Source organism: Streptomyces sp. NPDC043812, from assembly GCF_056436245.1.
Window position 1 is genome coordinate 263,734 of the sequence record NZ_JBWKCY010000004.1, and the last position, 25,641, is coordinate 289,374.

General features: G+C 72.5%; 14 protein-coding genes. 7 read left to right on the top strand and 7 right to left on the bottom strand.

Going from position 1 to position 25,641, the window contains the following annotated elements; genetic code table 11:
• Positions 1–104: 104 nt before the first annotated feature.
• From AC067Z_RS08450 to AC067Z_RS08475, 6 genes are all read left to right on the top strand, one after another.
• On the top strand, positions 105–1,409 hold the full coding sequence (locus AC067Z_RS08450) for an MFS transporter (RefSeq protein ID WP_478788695.1): 1,305 nt from the start codon (positions 105–107) through the stop codon (positions 1,407–1,409).
• Positions 1,410–1,667: 258 nt separating this feature from the next.
• A complete protein-coding gene (locus AC067Z_RS08455; protein WP_478788696.1) occupies positions 1,668–5,756 on the top strand; it encodes a non-ribosomal peptide synthetase in 4,089 nt (1,362 codons plus the stop codon).
• Positions 5,749–9,108, top strand: a complete 3,360-nt coding sequence (locus AC067Z_RS08460) for a non-ribosomal peptide synthetase (RefSeq protein WP_478788697.1) — start codon at positions 5,749–5,751, stop codon at positions 9,106–9,108. The genes AC067Z_RS08455 and AC067Z_RS08460 overlap by 8 nt, the downstream gene beginning before the upstream one ends.
• Positions 9,108–10,541 (top strand): condensation domain-containing protein, encoded by a 1,434-nt coding sequence (locus tag AC067Z_RS08465; protein ID WP_478788698.1) that lies wholly within the window; start codon positions 9,108–9,110, stop codon positions 10,539–10,541. The genes AC067Z_RS08460 and AC067Z_RS08465 overlap by 1 nt, the downstream gene beginning before the upstream one ends.
• A gap of 16 nt (positions 10,542–10,557) precedes the next feature.
• Entirely contained in the window at positions 10,558–11,748 is a 1,191-nt protein-coding gene (locus AC067Z_RS08470; protein WP_478788699.1) for an acyl-CoA dehydrogenase family protein, read from the top strand.
• Positions 11,745–12,884: an acyl-CoA dehydrogenase family protein gene (locus tag AC067Z_RS08475; protein WP_478788700.1), complete on the top strand. Its 1,140-nt coding sequence runs from the start codon at positions 11,745–11,747 to the stop codon at positions 12,882–12,884. The genes AC067Z_RS08470 and AC067Z_RS08475 overlap by 4 nt, the downstream gene beginning before the upstream one ends.
• A 78-nt stretch (positions 12,885–12,962) precedes the next feature.
• Here the strand turns inward: AC067Z_RS08475 and AC067Z_RS08480 are convergent, their stop codons facing one another.
• The 6 genes from AC067Z_RS08480 to AC067Z_RS08505 all read right to left on the bottom strand — a co-directional run bounded on the left by AC067Z_RS08480 (position 12,963) and on the right by AC067Z_RS08505 (position 22,087).
• Complete coding sequence (locus AC067Z_RS08480) at positions 12,963–13,544, bottom strand: GNAT family N-acetyltransferase (RefSeq protein ID WP_478788701.1); 582 nt, start codon at positions 13,542–13,544, stop codon at positions 12,963–12,965.
• Positions 13,541–14,632, bottom strand: coding sequence for a threonine aldolase family protein (locus AC067Z_RS08485; RefSeq protein WP_478788702.1), 1,092 nt, complete (start codon positions 14,630–14,632; stop codon positions 13,541–13,543). Before AC067Z_RS08485 ends, AC067Z_RS08480 begins: the two co-directional genes overlap by 4 nt.
• Positions 14,629–15,327 carry a DUF2461 domain-containing protein gene (locus tag AC067Z_RS08490; protein ID WP_478788703.1) on the bottom strand — a complete coding sequence of 233 codons (699 nt, stop codon included), beginning with the start codon at positions 15,325–15,327 and terminating at the stop codon, positions 14,629–14,631. The genes AC067Z_RS08485 and AC067Z_RS08490 overlap by 4 nt, the downstream gene beginning before the upstream one ends.
• Positions 15,324–16,724 carry a serine hydroxymethyltransferase gene (locus tag AC067Z_RS08495; protein ID WP_478788704.1) on the bottom strand — a complete coding sequence of 467 codons (1,401 nt, stop codon included), beginning with the start codon at positions 16,722–16,724 and terminating at the stop codon, positions 15,324–15,326. The genes AC067Z_RS08490 and AC067Z_RS08495 overlap by 4 nt, the downstream gene beginning before the upstream one ends.
• Positions 16,721–20,044, bottom strand: a complete 3,324-nt coding sequence (locus AC067Z_RS08500) for a non-ribosomal peptide synthetase (protein ID WP_478788705.1) — start codon at positions 20,042–20,044, stop codon at positions 16,721–16,723. Before AC067Z_RS08500 ends, AC067Z_RS08495 begins: the two co-directional genes overlap by 4 nt.
• Before the next feature lie 90 nt (positions 20,045–20,134).
• Positions 20,135–22,087: an AfsR/SARP family transcriptional regulator gene (locus AC067Z_RS08505; RefSeq protein ID WP_478788706.1), complete on the bottom strand. Its 1,953-nt coding sequence runs from the start codon at positions 22,085–22,087 to the stop codon at positions 20,135–20,137.
• Positions 22,088–22,317: 230 nt separating this feature from the next.
• On the opposite strand from AC067Z_RS08505, the gene AC067Z_RS08510 reads away from it, so the two are divergent.
• Positions 22,318–22,482 (top strand): hypothetical protein, encoded by a 165-nt coding sequence (locus AC067Z_RS08510; protein ID WP_478788707.1) that lies wholly within the window; start codon positions 22,318–22,320, stop codon positions 22,480–22,482.
• A gap of 24 nt (positions 22,483–22,506) precedes the next feature.
• Here the strand turns inward: AC067Z_RS08510 and AC067Z_RS08515 are convergent, their stop codons facing one another.
• Positions 22,507–25,548 (bottom strand): AfsR/SARP family transcriptional regulator, encoded by a 3,042-nt coding sequence (locus AC067Z_RS08515; RefSeq protein WP_478788708.1) that lies wholly within the window; start codon positions 25,546–25,548, stop codon positions 22,507–22,509.
• Positions 25,549–25,641 lie beyond the last annotated feature (93 nt).

A 25,641-nucleotide genomic window follows, 5' to 3' on the forward strand; every position in this document is an offset into this window, starting at 1 on the left:
TACCGGGCCTTCAATCGCCCGGATCCGTAACCGGCCGCTAACCCGCCCTCCATACGTTCGGTGCCGTCCGACAATTCCGTCCCCAACCAGAAAAGGGCGTCGACATGGCACTCGGTCGGCATTCCGATTTCAATCGCCTGTGGTTCGGGCAGACCGTCAGCAACTTCGGCGACAAGATCTCTCTGCTCGCGCTACCGACCCTCGCGGTCGTCTTTCTCGACGGGGGAGCCTTCGAGGTCGGCGTGCTCGGCGCGCTGCGGTTCCTCCCCTTCCTGCTCCTGGCCCCGATCGCCGGCCTGGTCGCGGACAGAGTCTCGCGCCGCACGGTCATGATCGTGGCCGACCTGGGCCGCTTCGCGGCCCTGGGTTCGATCCCGGTGGCCTTCGCGTTCGACTCGGTCACCATGGCGCACATCTACATCGCGGCCGCCCTCACCGGTGTCCTCACCACCTTCTTCGAGGTCTCGTACCAGTCGTGGCTGCCGCAGCTGATCGGCACCGAGAACCTCGTCGAGGGCAACACCAAGCTCCAGATCAGCCGCAGCGTCGCCGAGGCCGTCGGCGCCGGCGCCGGTGGCGCGCTGATCCAGCTGCTCGGCGCGGCCCGTGCGATCACGGCGGATGCGTTCACCTTCCTCGTCTCGCTGGTGGCCCTGCTGCTCATCAGGCACCGTGACACCCGTGCCCGGGTGGAGGAGACCAAGGCGTCCGCCAAGGCGGAGATGAAGGAGGGTCTGAAGACCCTCTTCGGCAACCCCGTCCTGCGCGGGCTGTTCACCGCCAACGTCGTGGTCAACCTCGGTGCCGCGATGGGCGACGCGCTGCTGATCGTGTACGCGTACAAGGTTCTCGACCTCAGCCCCGGCCAGGTCGGCGCGGCGTTCGCCGTGATGTCGGTCTTCGTCATCGTCGGTGCGGTGCTGTCCGAGCAGGTCACCAAGATGCTCACGGTCGGCCGCACGCTGGTCCTGACCGCGGTCGTGCTCGGTGCCGGCTACATCCTGGTGCCGACGGGCGGCGCGGTCGCCGGATTCGTCGGGCTGATCGTGGTCCAGGCCGTCATCGGCTTCGTGTCCCCGATGTTCGACATCCACGTGCTGAGCCTGGTCCAGGGTGTCACCCCGAACGAGCAGATGGGCCGCGTCAGCGGTGCCGCCCTGTCGGCGGTCTACGGCGCCCTGTCCCTCGGCTACTTCGCCGGTGGCGCACTGGGCGAGGCCTTCGGCCTCACCGCGGCCCTGGCGGTCGCCGGAGCGATCACCATCGTCGGCGGTCTGACGCTGCTCGGCGGCCCTGTCGCCGCCATCAAGGAGATGCCGGGCGGCGACGCACCGGCGGAGGGCGCCGACGACGCCGAGCCGGCCGAACCCGTGGCCCAGTCCACGGCGGACGCCAAGGTCGGCGCCTAGGCCCTGTCCGGGCGCGAGCCGTACGCGTCGGAGCGGGTGCCGCCGCCGTTCGGCACCCGCCCCGCACGCAGGGGCCACTTCCTCACCGCCGGTCGGCCGCCGCGGGTTCGGCCCGATCCACCGATGGCCGGCTCCCGCCCGCGGGTGCCGGCCCGTACGACCGGGGGCACAGCCCCCGCCCGCGGGTCCCGGTCCGGATGACCGGGGCGCCCCGCCCCCCACCCGCAACCCCCGACCTCAGACGCACGGAGGCACAAGGTGAGCGAGTCCCTCGCCGAACGCATAGCCGCACTGCCGAAGCACCGCAGGGCGCTGTTCCAGGCTCTCGCGGGCCGGGGCGGAGGGCGCGCCGCCGTACGGGAGGACCCCGAACCGGCACCACGGGATCCCTCCGAGGCGCCCGTGCTCTCCTTCGCCCAGCGCCGCCTGTGGTTCATCGACCAGCTCCAGCCCGGCAGTCCCGCCTACAACGTCCCGGTCGCCACCCGCATCCGCGGCCCCCTCGACGTGGCGGCCCTGCACGGCGCACTGCAGGAGGTCGTGGACCGCCACGAGGTCCTGCGCACCGTCTACCGCGACGTCCCCGGCGCCGCCGAGGCCGAGCCCCGTGTGATCGACGGCTTCCGGCTGCCGCTGCCGGTGACCGAACTGCCGGACGAGGCCGCCGTCCGGGCGTTCTACGACGCTGACGCCTCCGCGCCCTTCGACCTCGCGGGCGCCGTACCCCTGCGCGCCTCGCTCGCCCGCATCGCCGCCGACGACCACGTCCTGGTCCTCAACCTGCACCACATCGTCACCGACGGCTGGTCCATGAGGCTGCTCTACACCGAGCTCGAGCGCGCGTACGCGGCGCGTGTCGGAGCTGCCGCCGAGCCGCTGACGGACCTCGCCCTCCAGTACGCCGACTTCGCCGCCTGGCAGCGGCGTCGCATCAGCGGCGAACGCCTGGAGAAGCTCACCGCCTTCTGGCGCGAGGAGCTGGACGGCTCCGGCCCGGTGGATCTGCCCACCGACCGCCCGCGACCGCCCGTCTTCGGCCACGCAGGAGCCTCCCGCTACATCGACCTGCCGCCGCGACTCATCGCGCGGCTGCGGGAGTTCGGCAAGTCGGAGGGCGCCACGCTCTACATGACGATGCTGGCCGGCTTCGCCGCCACCCTGCGCCGCTGGACCGGCCAGGAGGACATCGTCGTCGGTACCTCGGTCTCCGGCCGTGACCACCCCGCCTTCGGCGACCTGGTCGGCTTCTTCGTCAACACCCTGCCGCTGCGCATCAGAACGGGCGGCGACCCGGGCTTCGCCGAACTCGTCCGCGGCACCCGCCACACCACCCTCCAGGCGTACGCGCACCAGGAGCTCCCCTTCGACCTGATCGTCGACGCGCTCGGGCTGCCACGGGACCCCAGCCGCCCGCCGCTGACCTCGGTCATGTTCCTGCTGGACGAGACGCCGGACACCGCGCCCGGCCTCGCCGGACTCGACACCGAACCCGTCGACTTCTCCTCCCGCGCCACCAAGTACGACCTCATGATCAGCGTCCACGACACCGGCAGCGCCGTCCGCGCCCTCGTGGAATACCCGACGGACCTCTTCGACGCGTCGACCGTCGACCGGCTGCTCGGCCACTTCCTCACCACCCTGGAAGCCGCCGTCGCCGTGCCCGACGCCCCGATCTCCGCCCTGCCGCTGCTCACCGGCGCCGAGCGCCGCGCGGCCCTGGACGACTGGAACGCGACCCGCGCCCCCTTCCCCCAGGACGCCTGCCTCCACCACCTGTTCGAGGAGCACGCCGACCGGCGCCCCGACGCCCCGGCCGTCGTCTGCGGCGGACTCGGCGGCTGGACGGTCACCTACCGCGAACTGGAGCAGCGGGCCAACCGCCTCGCCCACCACCTGGTCGAGGCGGGCGCGGGACCCGACCGGACCGTCGCGCTGTGCCTGCGCCGCGGACCGGGCCTCGTCACCGCGATCCTCGCCGTCCTCAAGGCCGGAGCCGCCTATGTCCCCCTCGACCCCGAGTACCCCGCGGAACGCCTGGGGATGCTGCTGCGCGACGCGGCCCCGCCGATCGTCGTCTCCGACTCGGAGCTGATCGGCCGGCTGCCCCTGGGCCCCGACACCACCCGGGTCCTGCTCGACACCGACCGGCCGCTGCTGGACACCCTGCCCGCGACCCGCCCGACGGTGCCCGTCACCGCCCGCGACCTCGCGTACATCATCTTCACCTCGGGCTCCACAGGCACGCCCAAGGGCATTGCGCTGGAGCACCGCGGTGTGGTCAACAACCTGCTCGACCTCAACCGTTCCTACGGCATCGGTCCCGGCGACGCGGTCCTCGCGCTGTCCTCCCCGAGCTTCGACATGAGCGTGTACGAGACGCTCGGCATGCTGGCCGCCGGCGGCACGCTCGTCCTGCCCGACCCGGCCGCCGCCAAGGACCCCGCCCACTGGGCCGACCTGATCGAACGTCACGGCGTGACGGTGTGGAACTCCGCCCCCGCCCTGCTCGGCCTCCTCCTGGACCAGCTGGAGCACGCGGGCGGACCCGAGCTGCCCCGGCTGCGCACCGCGTTCCTCGGCGGCGACTGGATCCCCGTCACCCAGCCGGACCGGCTGCGCGCCTTCGCGCCCGGACTGTCCTTCGCCGCGCTCGGCGGCGCGACCGAGGCGTCCATCCACTCCGTGGAGTTCCGGGTCGGCCGGGTGGAACCCGGCTGGACGAAACTCCCGTACGGCCGGCCCATGGCCAACCAGCGCGCCTACATCCTCGATCCGGCCGACCGGCTCGTTCCCGTGGGCGTACCCGGCGAACTGCACCTCGGCGGGGTCGGACTGGCCCGCGGCTACCTCAACAGGCCGGAGCTGACCGCCGAGAAGTTCGTCCACGTGGAGCTCGAACCGGGCCGGACCGAACGGCTCTACCGCACCGGCGATCTGGCCCGCTACCGGCCGGACGGCACCGTCGAACTCCTCGGCCGTACCGACTTCCGCATCAAGCTCAACGGTCTGCGCATCGAGCCCGGCGAGGTCGAGAGCGCCCTGCGCGAGCAGCCCGAGGTCCGCGAGGCCGTCGTCGTCGCCCGCCAGGCCGCGGGCTCGGCCCGGCTGATCGGCTACGTCGTCCCCGAGGACGGCACCGCCCCGGACACGGCCGAGCTGCGCGTCGCGCTCGCGGCCGTGCTCCCGCCGCACTGCGTGCCGGCCGAACTCGTGATCCTGGACCGGCTTCCGCTCAGCCCCAACGGCAAGGTCGACCGCAGGGCGCTGCCGGAGCCGCGGACCGGACGGACCGCTCCCGCCGCCCCCACGACCGTCGCTCCCACGGACGGCGACCCCGCAGCCCTGCGCGTCGCAGCGGTCTGGGCCGAGGTCCTGGACCTTCAGGCCGTCGGCCCCGACGACGACTTCTTCGCCCTCGGCGGCGACTCCTTCGCCGCCGTCCGCGCGGTGCGGGCCGTCGCCGAGGCCATCCCGGCGGCGAGCGGTCTGCGCGTGGTCGACCTGTTCAGCAACCCGACCCCGGCCGGCCTCGCCGCGCGCGTGGCCGAACTCGGCGGGCAGACCGTCGACGGTGCCGCCCCGCACCGGCTGCTGCACCGGCTGTCCGCGCAGCCCGCCGCCGGCCCCGCCGCGCTCACCCTCGTGTGCTTCCCGCACGGCGGCGGCGACGCCATCGCCTACCAGCCGCTGGCCGCCCAGCTTCCGCCGCACATCGAACTGCTGGCGGTGTCCCCGCCGGGACACGACCCGCTCAGCCCCGGGCCGATGCTCCCCGTCGCGGAGTTCGCCGAACTCGCCGCCCGCGAGATCGCCCGCACCGTGCAGGGACCGTTCGCCGTCTACGGCCACTGCGCCGGGGTCGTCACCGCCCTGGAGACCACCCGCGTCCTGGAACGCGACGGACTGCGGCCGGTCGCCCTCCACCTCGCCGCCGCCCTCCCCGAGGACGACCCCGAGTACGCGCTGGAGATGGAACGGGTGTCCACCGACGACGACCTCGTCTCCTACCTCACCACCATGGACGGTTTCGACGGCGTCCTCGACGACAGCGACCTGACGGCCGTGCTCCGGATGGTCCGGCACGACATGACCGAGGCCGCCCGCTTCTTCGCCCGCACACCCGACGGCTACGAACGACCGCTCGACACCCCGCTCACCTGCATCATCGGCGACGCCGACGACGCGACCGAGGGCTACGAGCAGGGCCACCGCGCCTGGGGCCGGTACGCCCGCGATCTGCGGCTCGCCGTGATCCCCGGTGGCCGTCACTACTTCGCCAAGCATCTGCCCGACCGGCTCGCCGCACTGCTGGCCGACCTGCACCGCAACGGAGGAACCCATGTCTGACCTCGCCGAACGGCTCGGCCGGCTGCCCCAGGGACAGCGCTCCCGGTTGCTGGGCCGGATGCGCAACCAGATGACCGCAGGTGTCGGTCACCGCAACGAACTCAAGCGCGGCGACCACGGACCGCGTTCCCGCGCGTCCTTCCAGCAGGAACAGATGTGGTTCATCGACCGGCTCGGAGCGGGCAAGGCCCGTAACAACATCGCCCTGGCGATACGCCTCGACGGCCCCCTCGACCGGTCCGCCCTCCACGAGGCGCTCAACGCGGTCGTCGCGCGCCACCAGGTGCTGCACAGCAAGCTCGTCGAGGTCGACGGCGTGCCCTGGCAGGAGCCCGTCCCCGGCTTCGTCCTCGGTGTGCAGACGACCGACCTCAGCGGCAGCGACGACCCCGACGGCGAACTCGCCGAGCTCACCGCCTCCTGTGCGGCGGCGCCGTTCGACCTGGCCGCCGCCCCGCCCGTACGGGCCCACCTGGTGCGCCTCGCCGGCGACCGTCACCTGCTGCTCTGGGTGGTCCACCACGTCGTCTGGGACCCCGGCTCCACCCGCATCTTCACCGAGGAACTCACCTCCTGCTACACCGCCGCCGCCCAGGGCAGGCGGCCCGAGGCCGGTGAACTGCCGGTCGAGTACGCGGACTTCGCCGTGTGGCAGCGCGCCAAGCTGGACAACGCCGAGCACCGCCGGGCGCTGGCCGACAAGTGGCGTCAGCTGCTCGCGGGTGCCGAGGCCACCGAGGTCATGCCCGACCACCCGCGCAGCCCCGAGACGCGCGGTGACGGCCGCGGGCTGTCGCTCACCCTGGAGCAGGAGCTGCTGGACCGGCTGAACGCGGTCGCCGAAGGCTCGGACACCACCGTCTTCACCACGCTCCTGGCGGCCTTCAACGCGCTGCTGCGGCACTGGACGCACACCGAGGACGTCGTCGTCGGCACGGCGAGCGCCTCCCGGCCGCACCCGGACCTGGAACGGGTCATCGGCTGCTTCGTCCAGATGATCACTCTGCGCACGGAGGTCGGCGACGATCTCACCTTCCGTGAGCTGGTCTCCCGCACGGCGGGCACCGTGATGGACGCCTTCACCAACAGCGAGCTGCCGTTCGAGCAGGTCGTCGACGCCGTCCGCCCCGTCCGCGACCCGCTGCGGCACCCGCTGTTCCAGATCGAGTTCACCTCGCTCGGCCGCTGGGGCACGCAGACCGCCGAGGCCGCCGGAGTCGGGCTCGCCGTCGAGCAACTGCACGACGGGGCGGCCAAGTTCGACATGAGCTTCCTCGTCGGAGAGAACGACGGCCTGGAGCTGTCGCTGGAGTACAACACCTCCCTCTACCGCCACGGCACCGCCTCCGCACTGCTGACCGCCTTCCGCCGCGTCATCGAGCAGGTCGCCGCCGACCCCGACCTGCGGATCGGCGAGCTCAGCCTGGTCGAGGAGCCGGCCGCCTCCCGGCACGCCCGCGAACTCTCCCGCGGCGGCCCCGTCGACGAGTCCGCCTGGACCACCACCCTCGACCGCGCGTTCCGCGAGCGCGCCACCATCCACCCCGACGCCGTCGCCGTCCGCCACGGCACCACCACGCTGGACTACGCGGCCCTGGACCGCTGGTCGGAGGCCATCGCCCACCGCCTGCGCGACCGGGGCGTACGGCGCGGCGACCCCGTCGCCATCTGCCTCGGGCGCGGCCCCGCGGCCGTCGCGGGCCTGCTCGGCATCCTCAAGGCCGGCGCGCACTACGTGCCCGTGGACCCGGCCGCACCCGCCGAGCGCACCCGGACCGTGCTCGCCGACGCCAAGGTCCGGCACGCCCTGGTCGACGACGATGCCGCCGAACTGCCCGTACCGCTGGAACTCGTCACGGCGGGCACCACCGCGCCCGTGCGGGAAGTGCCGTCCCTGGGACCGGAGTCGGTGCCCGCCGACCTCGCCTACGTGCTCTACACCTCGGGCAGCAGCGGCACCCCCAAGGGGGTGATGATCGAGCACCGCTCGGTCACCCACTTCTCCCGCACCATCGCCAAGGCGTACGAGATCGGCACCGGCGACCGCGTGCTCCAGTTCGCGCCGCTCACGTTCGACGTCTCGGTCTTCGAGGTCTTCACGACCCTGCTCGCGGGCGGCGAACTCGTCGTCGCCACCGACGACGAGCGCCGCGACCCGGCCCTCCTCCAGGCCCGGATGCGCCAGGACGGGGTGACCGTGGCGGAGCTGCCGCCCGCGCTGCTGCCGCTGCTCGACCAGGCCCAACTGCCCGCGCTGCGACTGGTGTCCGTCGGCGGTGAGGCGTTCCCCGGCAAGCTCGTCGCCGAATGGACCGCGGGGGAGCGGCGGTTCGTCAACGGCTACGGCCCCACCGAGGCCACCGTCGCCGTCACCCTCATGGACTGCACCGGCAGCTACGACCGCAACCCGCCCATCGGCCGCCCCATGCCCGGCCACCAGGCGTTCGTCCTCGACGACCGGATGCGCCCGGTGCCGCCCGGTGTGCCCGCCGAACTGTGCGTCGCCGGCCCGGGCATCGCCCGCGGCTACCTCGGCAGGCCCGAACTGACCGCCGAACGCTTCGTCACCAACCCCTACGCGGACGGACCGGAGACCGAACGCCTCTACCGCACCGGCGACCTGGTGCGCTGGCTGCCCGGCGGCAACCTGGAGTTCCTCGGCCGCACCGACCGCCAGCTGAAGCTGCGCGGCCACCGCATCGAGCCGGGCGAGGTCGAGGCCGTCCTCATCGGCCATCCCGCCGTCCAGCAGGCCGTCGCCCTCGCCCAGCCCGCCGCCGGCGGCGAGAAGATGCTCGCCGCGTACGTCACCGTCGAGCAGGTCGGCGCGTACGCCTCCGAGGTGGCCGACTCCGAAGTGCTGCGCGCGTACGCCGCGGCCCGGCTCCCCGGCTACATGGTCCCGGTCGTCGTCGTCCTGGACGAACTGCCCCTCACCCCGCACGGCAAGATCGACACCTCGGCCCTTCCGCTGCCCGCCGAGCAGGCCGCCGCGGGAGGGACCGCGCCGCGCGACGCGATCGAGGAGCAGATCTGCCGGGACATCCTCACCCCGCTGCTGGAGTGGTCGAACCCCGACGTCGAAGGCGACTTCTTCGCACTCGGCGGCAGCTCCCTTCAGGCCACCATCGTGGTGTCCCGGGTCCGCGCCGTGTTCGGCATCGACATCGCTCTCGCCGACTTCTTCGGCCGGCCGACCGTCGCCGGGCTCGCCGACCTCGTCCGCTCGGCGCAGGCCGAGGCGGCCGGCGAACAGGACCGGCTGCTGGCGGTCTTCGACCAGATCGAGAACATGAGCGACGACGAGGCGGCCGCGCTGCTCAGCTCCCTGCAGAACCCGGACGGTCCGTGATGACCGCTCCCGAGGCAGGGGTCGACCGGGCGCTCGCCGCGCTCCCGGAATCCAAACGCGAACTGGCCCGGATGCTCCTCGCCGCCCGTCGCCCCGTCCCCGCCCGACCGGCCCCGCGCTCCGGCGCGGGGCCGGTCCCGGCCACCGGCCTGCAGGCCAGGCTGCGGCGGCGCGAACACATCCGCCCGGGCACCGGCACCGGGTCGCACGCCGTGCGGCTCACCGGACGCCTCGACCCCGGCCGGCTGCGGGACGCACTCACCGGCGTCCTCGCCCGGCACGAGGCGCTCCGCGCAAGGATCGCCGACTCTCCGGACGGTGGCCGGCCCCAGCTGACCGTGGACGACGAGCCGTGCCTGCGGCTCACCCGGACGGACCTCACGGGCCACGCACCCGGGGCGCGGGAGGAGGCCGTACGGCGCCAGATCGTGGAGAGTGCCGAGACGGTGCTGTCGCTGGAGAGCGGCCGCACGAGCGGGTTCCGGCTGCTGACCCTCGGCCCCGACGAGCACGTGCTCATCCTCGCCTCGCACCTGGCGGTCTTCGACGGCTGGTCGTCCGGGGTGTTCCTCACCGATCTGGCGGCCGGATACCGGGACGGCGCGGAGAGCCTCACCCCTCCGGAGCTGCAGTTCGCCGACTACGCGGACTGGCAGCGGCGCTGGCTCGCGTCACCGGACGGCATCGCCGAACTGGACCGCCGGCGGGCCGCGTTCGCCGGCATCGCACCGGCGCCCCGCGCCCCCGGCGGGTTCGAGCGGGCGCATCTGCCGGTGCGGCTGGACCGGGGACCCGGCAGCCCGGTCGAAGCCGGGACGGCCCTCGGCGCCGCCGAGGGAGCGACCCCCTTCATGACGCTGCTCGCGGCGCTCGCGGTGGTACTGGCCCGCCGCGACGGGAGCACCGACGTCGTCGTCGGCACCCCGGCGGCGGGCCGCTTCGCCACACAACTGGAAGGCGCGGTCGGACAGTTCACGACCGTCGTCCCGATCAGGATCGACCTGGCCGGGAATCCGTCCTTCGCCCAGCTGCTGCACCGCACCCGCGCCTCGGTCGCCGACGCGCTGAGCCACCAGCGGCTCCCGGTCGACGAACTCTTCACCGGCGGGACCCAGCCGTACAGCGTCCTGTTCGCCCTCCACAACTACCCGGCCGTGCCCTTCGGCCTCCCCGGAATCGAGGTGAGCCAGCTGCCCGGCCCCCCCGCGCGCCATCTGGAGCTCTACAGCCCCGACCCGGCCGCCACGCTCGCCTGCATCGGCCTCGTCGAACGCGACGGCGAGATCGGCGGCACAGCCGAGTTCAACCGTCGCGCCGCCACACCCGAGGACGTGACCGCGCTGCTCACCGGTATCGAGGACGTCCTGAGGCAGGCCGTCGCATCGCCCGCGGCCCCCGGCATCACCACCGCCCCTGGGTTCACCACCCGTTAGCCCCTGGGAGTATCCGTTGCTCACCACCGAGTTCTACCGGGCACCCGCCGACTGCGGCCTCGTCCGTTCCGGCAACGGCGTGCCCCGTACGCCGATGCGCGCCCTCCGCGAGGAGATCCATGACGTCCTCGTGTCCGCACCGGTCGCCGCCGCGCGGCGCACCCGTGATCCCCGTCCCGTCCACCGTGCACTCGGCGAAGCAGGTCTGCTCGCACCGCAGTGGCCCGAGGAGTACGGCGGCCGGGGTGTCAGCCAGGTCGCCGCCGCCGTGCTCGTCGAGGAACTGGCCATGCACGACGTGCCCGACTTGCTGCACACCCTCACCGTGCAGATCGTCGGCTCCACCCTGCTCAATGTCGCGAGCCCGGAGATGAAGGCCCGGCACCTGCCGGGATTCGCCGACGGGACCGCCTTCGGCTGCGTGCTCTTCAGTGAGCCGCAGGCCGGCTCCGACCTCAACATCCTGTCCACCCGCGCCGTTTCCGACGGGAACGGTGGCTACAAGCTGTACGGCACCAAGGTGCACTCGCTGTTCGCGGGACTGGCCGACTACGGACTGTGCCTGGCGCGAGGCGAGAACGACGCGTTCAGCCTGTTCCTCGTCCCGCTCGCCCAGCAGGGCGTCACGATCAGAGCCATCCCCGGCATCGGCGACGACGCCTTCCACGAGGTCACCCTCGACGGCGTCGCCGTCACCGCCGACGACGTGGTCGGCGGGATCGGACAGGGCTGGGCCATCGTCGTCAAGACCCTCGCCTTCGAACGCACCGGACTCGACTACTACGTCAAGGCCCTGCGCTGGTACCGCGCCGCCGTCGAACGGCTCGAAGCCCACACCGACCGGCTGGACGCCGGCCAGCACGACCAGATCGGCCTGGCCAAGCTCAACGCCCGGCTGCTCGCCGCGGGCACACTCGTACGCCGCGTGCTGACCCGGCTGGACCGGGGCGAGCTCAACGAGGACGAGGCCGCCGCGGCCAAGTGGTACACCACCGAGCTTGCCGCGGAGGTCGCGTGGTGGGCCGCCCAGCTCGACGGCGACCACAGCATGACCCTCGACGACCCCGAGGTCGACGGGGTGCCACACCCATTGGACTCGGCGATGCGTGAAGCCCCCGGGATGCGGATATCCGGCGGCACCGCCGAAATGATGCTGGAGACGCTGGCCCGGCTGCGTCTCGACTCAGGGGCGGAGGTACGGCCGTGACAGGCACGACAGTGACGGACCAGGAGACGGGCGGCAGGGCACCAGTGGACAAATGGCGGGAGCGGCAGGAGGAGGAACCCCTCTTCCGACAGCTCCGCCTGACCGTCCGCCAGGCCCTGGAGGTCGACTCCACGAGCTCCGAATGCGCCTGGGTGGCACTGACCCAGATCGGCGCCTGGGAGTTCGCCCTGCCCATCGACAAGGACGGACTGGACCTCGGCCAGGCCGTCATCGCGATGGTCTGCGAGGAGGGCGGCAACGCGATGGAGTCGGTCCCGCTGGTCGACACCATGCTCGCCCTCGACCTGCTGGCCGGCCTCGGCCCGCTCGCCCCGGAGCGGATGGACGGAATCCTGGACCGGGTGCGGGCAGGTGAACACCCCCTGGCCGTACCGGGAAGGCTGCCCGACCCGAGCGGCACGGTCCCGCCCGGCGTCACCTGGAAGCCCGACGGAGACAGCGGCGGCATCGTCCTGACCGGCACCGGAGGGCCGTTCACGGCAGGCGTCGGGGCCGGCTCGCTGCTGGTCCTGGCCTCCGGGCCCGACGGACCGTGCGTCGCCCTCGTGGAACTGCCCACGGACGGGGTCGAGGTGCGACCGCTGCGCGACCACGGCGGCGGATCGGTCGCCAGGGCGGCCTTCGACGAGGTCCGGGTCCGTGCCGATGACGTGCTGCTGCGCGGGGTCGCCGCCGAACAGGCACTGGCCCGGGTGGGGCTGCGGGCGGCCGTGCACCAGGCATCGCTGCTCGCCGGTATCACCGCGGCGGCGCTGACCGCCGTGGTGTCCCGGATCAGGGGGCGGCAGCAGTTCGGTCAGGCGCTGGTCAAGCACCAGGGGCCGCGGCTGCGGGTCGCCGGGCTGCTGGCCCGGCTCGACGCGGTCCGCTGGGCGGTCGGGGACGCGGCGAAGGACCTCGACCAGGACCGGCTCACTCCGGGGGAGGCCGCCGGGCTCATCGCGCTGACCGCCGAGACCGCCCTGGACGTGACGCGCGAGGCGGTCCATCTGCACGGAGCGTCGGGGCTGGTGCGGGACGGGCTGGTCGCCGGGTGCTACCGGCGGGCGGCCTGGGAGGCGCTGCGCTGCGGCCGGCCCACGCACCTGTGGGACCTCGCGGCGCACATGCCCTGACCGGGCCGGCTGCCGGACGCGGCGAAGGGGCTTCCGCCGGGCGGAAGCCCCTTCACCGTTCCGCCGTGCGCAGACCGGTCAGTCCAGGTCGCGGCGCATCACCCAGCGGTACCGCTTGTCGCTCTTGGCCTCGGTCCTGCGCACCCGGCGGAAGCCGGACCGCTCGAACATCTCCATCGTGCCGACGTACGCGAGCGTGGGGTTCACCCGGCCCCCCTCGGGGTCCACCGGATAACCCTCCACCGCCGGAGCCCCGTTGGCCCTGGCGTGCTCCACCGCACCCTCCAGCAGACCCGACGCGACACCCTTGCCGCGGAAGTCCTTGCGGACGACGAAGCAGGTCACCGACCACACCGGGGCATCGTCGACGGCGGGGATCGTCTTCGACGAGGTGAGCCGGTCCAGGTGCTTGCGCGGTGCGACGTTGCACCAGCCGGCCACCTCGCCGTCGAGGTAACCCAGCACCCCGGGCGGCGGATCGGCCGCCTCGACGAGGGAGCGCATGTGCTCGCCCCGCTGGTCGGCGGTCATCCGCCCGTAGTCGCCGGTGGTCAGCCGCCAGGCCATGCACCAGCATGTGTGCGCACTCTTCTTGGGCTGCAGCACCGCCTGCAGATCGGCCCATCGCTCGGCGGTCGCCGGCAGAACTTCCAAACTCATACCGCTACTTCGCTCTCTTTCCGTTCCTGCATGTGTCGCCCTGCCGTGGTCCCCGTCCCGGGGCGGCCGTCACTCATCACCGCCACCAGCACCTCCACGGCACGACGACACGCCTGTCGTCCGACGTCCAGATGGGTGACCAGCCGGACCACTCCCGGCCCCGGCGCGGTCACCAGTACTCCTTCCCGCGCCGCCCGTGCCACGACATCCTCGGCGCCGGGCGTCTCGACGAGAACGATGTTGGTCTCCTGGGGCCGCACCGCGAACCCCGCCTCCCGCAGCCCCGCCGCGAGCAGCGCCGCATTGGCGTGGTCCTCGGCAACCCGCTCCAGATGGTTGTCCAGGGCGTGCAGTCCGGCGGCCGCGAGAATCCCCGACTGCCGCATGCCACCCCCCAGACCATGCCGCAACGACCGTGCCAGCGCGAGGAGTTCGGCCGACGTCAGCAGAACGGACCCCACCGGCGCGCCCAGCCCCTTCGACAGGCACACGGCGAGCGTGTCCGCGACGGGTGCGCCGTACTCGGCCAGGGGCGTGCCCGTCGCCGCGTGCGCGTTCCAGATCCGCGCGCCGTCGATGTGCACGGCGATCCCGGACCTCGCGGTCAGCCTGCGTACCGCGCGCAGGGTTTCGAGCGGGTACACGGTCCCGCCCGCCCTGGTGTGGGTCTGTTCGAGCGCCACCGCTCTGGTGCCGATGGTGTACGCGTTGCCCGGACGCACGATCCCGGCCAGCAACCCCGGGTCGACCAGGCCCCGTTCACCGGACACGGTCCGCGTCTGGATCCCGCCGTACCGTGCGGGTGAGCCCTCCTCGTGGGCCAGGATGTGCGCTTCGGCGTCGCAGACGACCTCCTGTCCCGGTGCGACGAGCAGCCGCAGCGCAATCTGGTTGGCCATCACACCCGACGGGACGAACAGGGCGCCGGTGAAGCCGAACAGGCCGGCCACCCGCTCCTCCAGCTCACGCACGGTCGGGTCCTCCCCGAACAGGTCGTCGCCGACCTCCGCGGTCGCCATCGCCCTGCGCATGCCGGGCGTCGGCCGGGTGACGGTGTCGCTGCGCAGATCAATGGTCTCGATGGTCATGACGTGACGTCAGCTCCCTCGGTCGCGGGGTTCCTGGGCTTCGGCGTGAGCCCTCGGGCAGCGGCCCAGTCCAGCAGCGGCCGCGCCAGCTGCCAGGTCTCCCGGACGAACTCCGCGGCGCGGGCGGAACGCAGCTCCGGGCCCGGGCCGAGTCGGCGTCCGGCGTCGATCTTGCGGTGCCGCAGCAGGTCGAGCCGCGGATGGTCCGCCGGCACACCGCGCGGGCGGGACTTGAGCCGGTCGCCGCCGATCGTGAAGCCCGCCGACTCCAACCCGGCGGCGATCGCGGCCAGTTCCGCTCCGCCGTCCTCGTCCTGGACGGCGGCGCGGTAACGGGCGACCTCGTCGCCCCCGTACGGGTAGTAGCGCCCGGAGGCGTACAGCCCGTCGCGGTCCAGATGGACCCAGAAGCCCAGACAGGGCAGCACGTCGAGATAGCCGCCCTGGTAGGTCTTGTACGGGGACTTGTCGTGGGACATCCGGGTGTCCCGGACGGGGCCGAGCACATGCACCCCGTCCGGACCGGCGACCTCGGCGAAGTGCACGGACAGTTCGGCGGCCAGCTCGTCCATCGGCGCCCGCACGTCACGCTCGTACACCTCGCGATGGCGCAGTCGCCACGCCTCCTTGGTGTTGTCGTCCGCGAGGTCCTCGTACAGGCGCAGCGCCGAGGGCGGAAAGCCGCTGAAGGTCACGACAGATACCCCGGCAGGGGGTGGCGGGTGCACAGCTCGGTGACCCGGGCGCGCGCCGCGGAGCGCACCGCTTCGGGGAGCACCCCGGAGCCTGCCCGCAGCGCGTCGAGCACATCGGCGACGAGGTCCGCGCAGGCGGTGGTCGCGGCCCGGTCCATCCCGCGGGCGGCCAGCGTGTTGCTGCCCAGCCGCAGGCCGCCGGTGGTGCGCACGGGTGTGGTGTCGCCGGGGACCCGGTTGCGGTTGACGACGATGCCGCAGGACTCCAGGGCCTCTTCGGCGACGTCGCCCGTCAGTCCGGTGCCGCGCAGGTCGATGAGCACCATGTGGGTGTCGGTGCCGCCGGTGACCAGGCGCATGCCGCGCTCCGAGAGCCGTTCGGCGATGGCCTGGGCGCCGTCGGCGAGCCGTTTGGCCAGCTCGGCGAAGTCGGGGCCCGCCACGAAGTCCAGTGCTCGCGCCTTCGCCGCTATCGACGCCAGGTCCGGAGTGCCCTGGGTGAAGGGGAACACGGCCCGGCGCATGGTCGCGGCGAGCGTGCCGCGCTCCGGACCGGCCTTGCGGGCGTCGCGGCCGAGCAGGATGAGCCCGCCGCGCGGGCCGTACAACTGCTTGTAGGTGCTCGTGGTGGTGATGTGCGCGTGGTCGATGGGGCTGGGGTGCAGCCCTGCCGCCACCAGTCCCGCGATGTGCGAGATGTCGGCGAGAAGGTAGGCGTTGGCCTCGTCCGCGATCTCCCGGAAGCGGGCGAAGTCGATGCTGCGCGGATAGGCGCTCGCACCGCACACGATCAGCTTGGGCCGGTGTTCGAGGGCCAGTTCACGGATCTGGTCGTAGTCCAGCAGCCCTTCCGGTGTGACCCGGTAGCCCTTCGCCCTGTAGTAGCGGCCGCTGACCGAGGCGGGGGAGCCATGGGTGAGATGACCGCCGCAGTCGAGGTCCAGGCCGAGCAGCGTGTCACCAGGGCTGAGCAGCGCGGTGAGCACCGCGAGGTTGGCGGACGACCCGGAGTGCGGCTGGACGATCGCGTCCTGGGCGCCGAACGCCGCGCAGGCCCGCTCGATCGCCAGCTGCTCGATCTCGTCGGCCACCCCGCAGCCCGCGTGGTACCTGCCGCCCGGATAGCCCTCGGCGGTGAGGTTCCCGAGCGCGCTGCCGCCGCAGGCGAGCACCGACGGGTCGGCGACGCTGGAGGCGGCGACCATCATCAGGGTGTTGTTCTGGCGTGCCGACTCCCGGTTCAGCAGGTCGTACAGCGCGGCGTCGGTCTGCCGGAGCCTGGCGGCCGCCCGGCCGGCGAAGGTGACGAGGTCGGGGCCGTCCGGCCGGTGGCCGGCGGGGACCCGGGTGCGGTCCTCGGCCGGCGCGTCGAGCGGCGCGGGCAGGGTGAACGTCATGACTGTCCCCTCCTGGAGTTGCTGGAGCTGTCCGTCAGGTCCGGGCCGGCGGCCGTGGCGTCCCCGCCGTCGATGTCGTCCGGGGACATGTCGCTCAGGGCCTCCGCGGCCGCCACCGCCCCGGCGCCGTACTCCTCGTCGGCGGCGATCTTCCCCGCGAGATCGGCGATGCCCGGCGTCTGGAAGACGGTCTTGACCGGTACGGGCACCCCCAGCAGCTCCTGGAGCAGCCCGGCCAGCCGGGTGCCGCTGAGCGAATCCCCGCCCAGCTTGAAGAAGTTGTCGCCGGGACCCACCTGGTCGAGGCCGAGGATGTCGCCGATCGCCGCGCAGAGCACCAGCTCCAGCGCGTCGCGCGGCTCGGTGCCGCCGTTCGCCGCGGCCGGGTCCTCGGCGGGCTGCTGCGCCCCCGCGGTCCGTGCCAGCTGCAGCCGGTCCACCTTGCCGTTACGGGTGAGCGGCAGCTCGTCCAGCAGAGTGATCGCCGACGGCACCATGTACGTCGGGAGCTGCTCGGTAAGCCGCGCCAGGATCTGCTCGCCAGAGCCGCCCTGCCCGGCGACGACGTAGGCGTGCAGGCGCCGCACTCCGTGGGAGCTGGCCGGGGCGACCACCACGGCCGCGTCGACGTGGTCGTCCTGACGCAGCGCGGCCTCGATCTCGCCCAGCTCGATGCGGTGGCCCTGGACCTTCACCTGGAAGTCGTCCCGGCCCAGGATCTCGATGCTGCCGTCGGGGAGGTAGCGGCCCAGGTCCCCGGTCAGATAGGCCCGTTCGCCGGTCTCGGGCAGGTGGACGAACCGGCTGCGGGTGCGCTCCTCGTCCCCCCAGTAGCCGAGTGCCAGGCCCACGTCGCTGGCCACGGCCATCTCGCCGACCACGCCGAGCGGACGCTCGTGGGCGCTGCCGTCGACGATGTAGTAGCGCTGGTTGGTGATGGGCGTGCCGTACGGGATGCTCGTCCACGACGGGTCGATCTCGCCGATCGGCTGGAAGAGCGACCAGCAGATCGTCTCCGTCGGGCCGCCCGAGCCCACGACCTGGATCCGCGGGCTCTGCGCGCGCAGCCGGTCCGGCAGCGTTAGCGGGATCCAGTCGCCGGACAGGACCGACAGCCGCAGGGACTCCAGTGGCCGCCCGCCGCCCCGCCGTTCGCGTACCTCCGCCTCGCCGACGAGGAGCTCCATCAGCACGGGGACGGAGTTCCAGAGCGTGACCCGCTCCGCCGCCACCAGCTCGGCCCAGACGTCCGGCTGCGCATGCTCGAAGGGCGGCGGGATCACGACCGTGCCGCCCTGTGTCAGCACCCCGAACACGTCGTAGATCGAGGCGTCGAAGTGCAGTCCGGAGACGGCCAGCAACCGGTCGGCGGCGTCGACGGCGAACCGTTCGGCGACATCGCGGATCAGGTTGACCACACCGATGTGGTCGACCATGACGCCCTTGGGCTCACCGGTCGAACCCGAGGTGAAGATGGTGTACGCCAGGTCGGCGGGGGTCTGGGCGACGTCGGGCCGCGTGGCGTTGCCGACCTCGAAGTCCTCGTCCACCCGGTAGCGCTGGGCGTTCGGCGGCCACGCGATCCGGGTCTCCAGCGAGGACTGCGTCAGGATCTTGTCCACCCCGGCGTCGGCGAGCAGCCGGCGCAGCCTTTCCGGGGGCACGGACGCGTCGAGCGGGAGGTAGGCGGCTCCGGAGGCGAGGATGCCGTAGACCGCCGCGTACTGCTCCCATCCCTTCTCCATCACGACGGCGACCAGCTCGCCGGGCTTCGCGCCGTGCTGTCGCAGCCGGTGGCCGATCCGCCAGGCGTACGCGGCGAGTTCGGCGTACGTCAGCCGGCGCTTCGCGTCGACGACGGCCTCCGCGTCGGGGGTGCGCGCCACCTGCTCGGCGAACAGTTCGTGCAGGGTGGTGTAGGGGATCTGACCCGCCGTGTCGTTGATCCGGCGACGCAGCTCGCGCTCGGCCGGGGGGATCAGGTCGAACCGCTCGGTGCGCAGGGCGTCCGGTTCGTCGGTGAGCCGCCGCAGCAGGTCGACGTACACGCCGAACGCGGCCTCGGTGAAGCCGGGTGCGAACGCCCCGTCGACGTAGTCCCAGATGATCCGCAGTTCGCCGTCGAGTTCGCGCAGCTGGACGTCCAGGGAGACCTGCGGGGTCTGCGAGATCGAGTAGACCTCCCGTCCGAGGTCGGTGACCGGGCGACGGACGGGGTAGTCGAGCAGGCTGGTGACCACGACCGGCATGCCGGCCTGGGCACCCATGCCGTGCAGCCGGGTCAGCTCGCGAAGCACCCGCACGCCGTTGAACGAGCCGTGCTCCAGGTCCCGGTGCAACTGGTCGCGCAGGGCGTGCGCACGGTCCAGGAAGGTCGCGCCGGAGCTGTCCGCCTCGAGCATCACGGCGTTGGTGAAGTCGCCGAGTACGCCGCCGATGTCCTTGTGCACCCGGGGCCGTTGGAAGACCGGGTAGTTGAGGGTGAAGTCCGTCTCCTGGGCCCAGCAGCGCATCACCTCGGCGAACGCGGCGGTGAGCAGCACGGACGGGGTCAGTTCCGCCCCCTCGGCGACCTGCCGGAACCGCTGCCAGTCGGTGGGGGAGAGCCGGTGTTCGTGCCGTTCGAAGCGGACCTCGCCGTCGCGGGCGGCTCCGGTCGGCAGCGACGGCGCGGGCGGGAGCTTCGGCACTCGTTCCAGCCAGTAGTCCCGGGCCGCGCGGAAGGTCTCCGTGTGGGGCATGGCGTCGGCACGCCAGCGTGCGTACTCGGCGAACGTGATGCCCGGCTCCGGCAGTTCGCCGTCCGGGTTCTCGTACAGGTCGATCAGGTCGGGGAAGAGCACCTGGAAGGCGCTGGACGCATCCAGCACCTGGAGGTCGATGCCCAGATGGATGCGGCTGAGGTTCTGCTCACCGGGAAGGCGGATGATCCGCAGGTCGAACAGCGGCCAGCTGCCCACCGGGAACACCTGGTGGCTCATCTCGGCCCGCAGGGCGTCGAGCCGCCGGTCCGCGTCCGCCGCCTCCAGTCCGCGCAGGTCCACCACCGGTATGTCGTACGAAGGCGGTTCCTCGAACACCTGCTGGGTGCCGTCACTGCGGCCGACCGCGCGCAGCATGTCGTGGCGGGCGACCACCCGGCGCCAGGCGGTCGCGAACCGCTCCGGGTCCAGATCGGCTCGCTCCCACTCGAAGTATCCGTAGCAGCCGATGCTGCCCAGCTCGACACCCTCGCCCCGCCCGATCATCAGTGCCTGTTGTGTCTCGGTCATGGGGAAGGGGGCAGCGCTGTCGGCGCGGCCGTGCAAGAGCTCGGTCATGGTCCAACTCCACTCGCAGATAACGGAATTCAGTAGGCGGGACGGGCTGGGACGACGGGGGGCGGGGTCGTGCTGCCGGGCAGGGCGACGCTAGGGCCGACTGGTTAGCCACCGGTTACGCTCCGCGGGACCCGCCTTCCGCAGCGCGCTCTCGTGGCCGTCCGTCAGCGATGCGTCGGGCAGCGATGCCTGCGCGAGCGATGCCTGCGCGAGCGAGGCGTCCGGCAGCGATGCGTCCGGCAGTGAGAGGGCGAACAGCCGCACCAGGGGGTGGAACAGATAGCAGGGCCGGCCCCACTCGTCGGCTCCGCTGACCTCCAGCAGGACCGCGTCCGCCATGGCTTCCAGCACAAGCTCCGCGTCCTGCTCGGGCAGCCCGAGCAGCACCGCCGCCCGCACTGCGGCGAACGGCTCGGACCCCAGAGAGGCCAGTGCCGGGAACGCCCGGCGCGCCGCAGGATCCAGCGACCGCCAGGACGGCAACAGCGCGCTGTGCAGATCGAGGTCGCCGTAGTGCAGTTCGCGCAGCCGGGTGGTCGGATCGGCCAGTCGCCGGGCGAACCGGTCCGGCGCATAGTGCGGCCGGGCGGCGATCCGGGTGCCGGCGATCCGCAGGGCCAGCGGCAGCCCTGCGCAGTGCTCGACGATGACGGCCGCCGCACCGGGGGCCGCGGCGATCCGGTCGGGGCCTGCGGCGGCGGCCAGCAGCTCCAGCGCCGGCCCGTCCGCGAGGGGGTCCAGGGCCACGGTGTGCGCCCCGGCCACGGTGGGCAGCGCGGTGCGACCGGTGACGAGGACCGCCGGTTCGGGGGTGTTGGGCAGCAGGGGGCCGAGCTGGGCCGCGCTCTCGGCGTTGTCCAGCAGGATGAGCAGGCTCCTGCCCGCGGTCCGCTCCCTGTAGAGACGGACCAGTTCGTCCGGGTCGTCGGCGGCGTCCGCGTCCACGGGCCGGCCGAGGGCCCGCAGCAGATGCAGCAGCACCCGGCCCGCGGGCCGCGCGGTGCCGTCCGGTGCCCGCAGGTCGGCGTACAACTGCCCGTCGGGGAAGTGCTGCTTGCAGCGGTGCGCGGCGTGCACGGCCAGCGTGGTCTTGCCGACCCCGGCCATGCCGGTGACGAGCACACGTCGCGGACGGTCGGCCGTGGCTGCGTCCGGGGCGAGCGCCCGGTACAGCATGTCCAGTTCGCGCTGCCGGCCGGTGAAGTCCACCGTGTCCGGGGGCAGCGTCGCGGGAGCACCGTGGGTGTCGTGAGGGGTGGGCTCGGCCGGGTGCGGTACCGCGCGTGCCGTGGTCCGCGCCTGGGGAAGGTGCACGAGCGAGCCGTCGAGCAGGGACTGGTAGGTGGCCTGCAGTTCCTCGCCGGGGTCCACACCGAGCTCCTCGGCCAGTACCTCTCGGCCGTGGTGGTACAGGTGGATCGCGTCGGCCTGCCGCCCGCACCGGCACAGGGCGGTCATCAACTGGCTGCGGATGCGCTCGCGCAACGGGAACTCCGCCACCAGCCCGGTGAGTTCGACGGTGATCTGCTCATGCCGGCCGAGCGCGAGGTCAGCCGCGATCCGATGTTCGAGGGTTGCCGCACGGGCCTCGGCCAGGCAGGGCGCCTCGGCGTCGTAGAGATGGTCCGTGGTGTTGGCGAGCGGGGCACCCTTCCATCGCGCCAGTGCGTTCCTGAGAAGGTCGCGCGCATTTTCGAAGTCGCCCGCTGACAGAGCCTCCCGCCCTTTGCAATCAAATTCTTCGAATTCTGTCAGGTCGAGGGTGGAATTACCGATGGACATGACATATCCCGGGGGCCTGCGGTCGATGATCACGCCGTCACCGAGTATTTTCCGCAGCCGCGAAACATAGGTGTACAACTGGGCATTCGCGGTGGCCGGCGGGGCCCATCCCCAGAGCAGGCGGCTGAGCCGGTCGTCGGAGACGACCTCGCCGCGTGCCAGCAGGAGCGCTGCGAGCACGGTGTGCAGCTTGGTGCCGGAGAGCGGCGCTCTGCGTCCGTGGTCGCGCACCTCGACCGGTCCGAGTACTCGGAATTCCATTGGGCGCCCCCGTTCGTGATCCATGTGACGAATCTACGGACGAAGATAGTGGCTCTCGTTGTTCCCTCGTTATCGTCCTGATTTCATGAGCTCCGGCGAACGAAAGCGGAGGGACAAGGAATTAAAACGATGCGTGCCTACTGTCCGGTCGTGCCGCAGCAAGCGGCAATGACGTCCACCAATGAGGGGGAATCGAGATGTGCGGCACTCGAACGGGGAAGCGGGCGACGATGGCAGGGCTGATCGTACTGGCGGGACTGATCACGGGAGCCGGCATCGGGCCCGGCCACGGCACGCAGCCGGGCACGGTGACGAGCGCCGACGACATGCCCTGGGGTGTGGTCGCCCCCGGCGGTCCGCCCGCCGCCTCCGACGACGACATGCCGTGGGGCTGAACCGCCCGAGGCCCCGGCGGCTGGTCAGTCCGGCCGGTCGACCAGTAGGAGTTGCAGTGCCTGCGGCGTGAGGGATCGTTCCTTCCCGCTACCGGCGGCACCACCCGCGCCGCCGGAGTCGCCCCGCACCGTGGTGAGCAACCGCATCACCTTCGCCCGCCAGGGCTGGGCCCCCACCTCGCCCAGCGCGGCGTGCGCCCGCTCGAACCTCTCCGCCGCCGCCGCGCGGTGGCCGGCGATCGCCTCGACACAGCCGAGGTCGGTCTCCACGCGCGCGTAGAGAAAGCGGTCGGCCAGCTCCTCGGTTATCTCCAGCGCCTGCAGGAGTGTGCGCTCGGCCGTCGTGAGCAGGCCCCGGGTCCACTGTGCCTCGCCGAGTCCGCGCAGCGCATGGGCCTCCCCGACGCGGTCGCCCTCCTTGCGGGACAGTTGCAGCACCTCGTGGAAGGACTCGGCGGCCTGCTCCGCATCGCCCGCCCGCAGCCGCACCTCGGCCAGTCGATAGATGCTCTGCGTCTCCGCGCGCACCGAACCTGTCCGCCGACTCAGTGCCACGGCGTCGGCGGCCAGCGGCAGCGCCCGCTCCACCTCACCGCGGTCCAGCTCGATCTGGGCCAGGTAGCCGAGCAGATGGGCCTCGTTGCCGGTGTCCCCGACCTCGTGGAATCCCTGCAATGCCGCCCGGCAGTACTCCAGGGCCCGGTCCCAGTCGCCCTGGAACCGGGCGCACATGGCGAGGTTCCGCTGTGCGAGGGCCGCCCCGGGCACGTCGTCGCTCTCCCCGAGCAGCCGCAGCGCCGCGAGGTTCCATCCCTCGGCCTGCTCGTAGCGCCGCTGGTAGATGGCGAGCGAACCGAGCACGCGCAGCATGGTGGCCTCGCCCGTCCGGTCACCGGTGCGGCGGGCCGACGAGAGCGCCGCCTCGGCGCAACGCTGCCAGTCCTCCAGATAGTTCCTGGTCTCGAAGTGGGGTACGGCGCTCTCGGTCAGTGCCCAGGCGTACCGTGCCCGGTTCGTCTCCGCCGCGTGCACCACGGCGTCCGTGACCGTGGCGCGCTCGGACTCGAACCAGTCCAGTGGCGATTCCAGCAGCTCGTCCGCCGCCCCCACCAGGAACCGGGGCGCGCGCTCCGGCGGATGGGCGACCGGGAACTCCCGTCCGTCCAGCCGACGATGGGCCTCCTCGGCGAGCCAGAGCCAGGCGGCGAAGATCCGGTCCAGCGCCGCGTCGCACTCCTCCGGCGTCTCGTCCGCCTCGGCACGCTCGCGCGCGAACAGCTGCAGCAGGTCCTGGAACCGGTAGCGGGCCGCCCGGCCCGGCACCGGGTCGACAGACTCCAGCAGCTGGGCGTCCACGAGTTGGTCGAGCAGTTCCTCGGCGTGCCACACATCGGTGCCGAGCGCGGCCGCGCCGACCCAGGCCGCGAAGTCCGCGGTGCGCAGCAGCCCGAGCCTGCGGTACATCCGTGCCGCCTCCGGGGACAGATCGCGGTAGGTCAGCCGGAAGCCGGCCCGCACCCCGCCCTCCGACGGGCTCAGTTCGTCCAGCCGCCGTCGCTGGTCGCTCAGCCGTTCCACCAGCGCGCGCACCGTCAGGTTGGGCTTGGTCGCCAGCCGCGCCCCGGCGATCCGCAGCGCCAGCGGCAGACAGTCGCAGAGCGCGCTCAATTGCTCCAGGGCCACCGGGTCGCTGCCGAAGCGGTCGACGCCGGCGATTTTCGTGAGCAAAGTGGTGGCCTCGGTCGGGGGGAGGACCCGCAGTCTGATCCGCAGGGCGGTGTAGTCACCGGTCACGTCGTCCAGGGCCTCGCGTCCGGTGGCCATGACGACACTGCGGCCGCCGCCCGGCAGCAGCGGTCTCAGCTGGGCGAACGACCGTACGTTGTCGAGGACGATCAGTGCCTTGCGCGTGTTCAGCAGACTGCGGAACAACGCCGCCCGCTCGTCCGGTTCCGCCGGGATCTGCGGCGCCGGCGTCCCCAGGGCGCGCAGGAAGCGGTCCAGTACCACGGCGGGGGAGACCGGCGGGTTCTCCTCGTCGTAGCCGCGTAGATCGGCGAAGAGCTGCCCGTCGGGGAAGCGCTCGGCGGCCTGGCTCGCCCAGTGGACCGCCAGCGCGGTCTTGCCCACCCCGCCGACCCCGACGATCGTCGCGAGGGCGGGCGCATGCGGTTGGTACGGCTCCTTCAACAGCCGGTCGAGCTGTGCCAGCTCCTCCTGGCGGCCGGTGAACCGCATGACGTCCGCGGGCAGTTGGGCGGGGACGGTCTGGACGGGCACGGGTCCGGAGGGGGCCGCGGTGAGCGGCCGGGTCAGCTCCGGCGAGTCGTGCAGGATCAGCTCGTGCAGTTGCTGCAGCGCGGGACCGGGCTCCATGCCCAGTTCCTCGTTCAGCAGGCTGCGGCCCTGCCGGAAGACCTCCAGGGCCTCGGCACGCTGGCCGGATCGGTACAGCGCCAGCATCAGATGCTCGCGTGACTGCTCGCGCAACGGATGCCGGACGACCAGGTCGCCGAGCTCGCCGGTCAGCACCCGGTGCCGGCCCAGCTCCAGCATCAGCCCGGCGCGCTCCTCGATGAGGTCGAGACGCAGTTGTTCCAGCCGGGCCGCCTCGGCCTCGATCCGCTCCCCGGACAGTTCGTCGAGGGCCGCCCCCCGCCATTTGCTGAGCGCCTCCTCCAGCAGGGCGCAGGCCTCCTCGGCCCGGCCGTGCCGGGCGGCGTCCCGGCCGCGCTCGGCCTCCTGGACGAACTCCACCACGTCGATGCGGTGAGCGCCCTGGGCGAGCACATAGCCGGGAGGAGAGGTGAGCAGGAGTTCGCTCTCCCCGGCCTCCTTGAAGGTCTTGCGCAGCGTCGCGACGCAGATCGCGATCTGGTTGCGGGCGGTGGCCGGAGGGCATTCAGGCCAAACAGCGTCGACGAGCGTGTCGACCGACACGATCCGGTCCGCAGAGAGCAGCAGCATCGCGAGCACCGTGGACTGTCGCCTGCCCTTGATGCGAAGCGGTTCCCCATCGGCCTGGACGAGTAGCGGCCCCAGCATTCTGAAGACGAACTGATTCACTGGTCCCCCCGGCCTGTGACCTGAGTCAGGCCGGTAACGCTACAGCAGACAAGCGCGCCTGATCAGAGGGGAGACATCGCCCGTGGGCGCCGA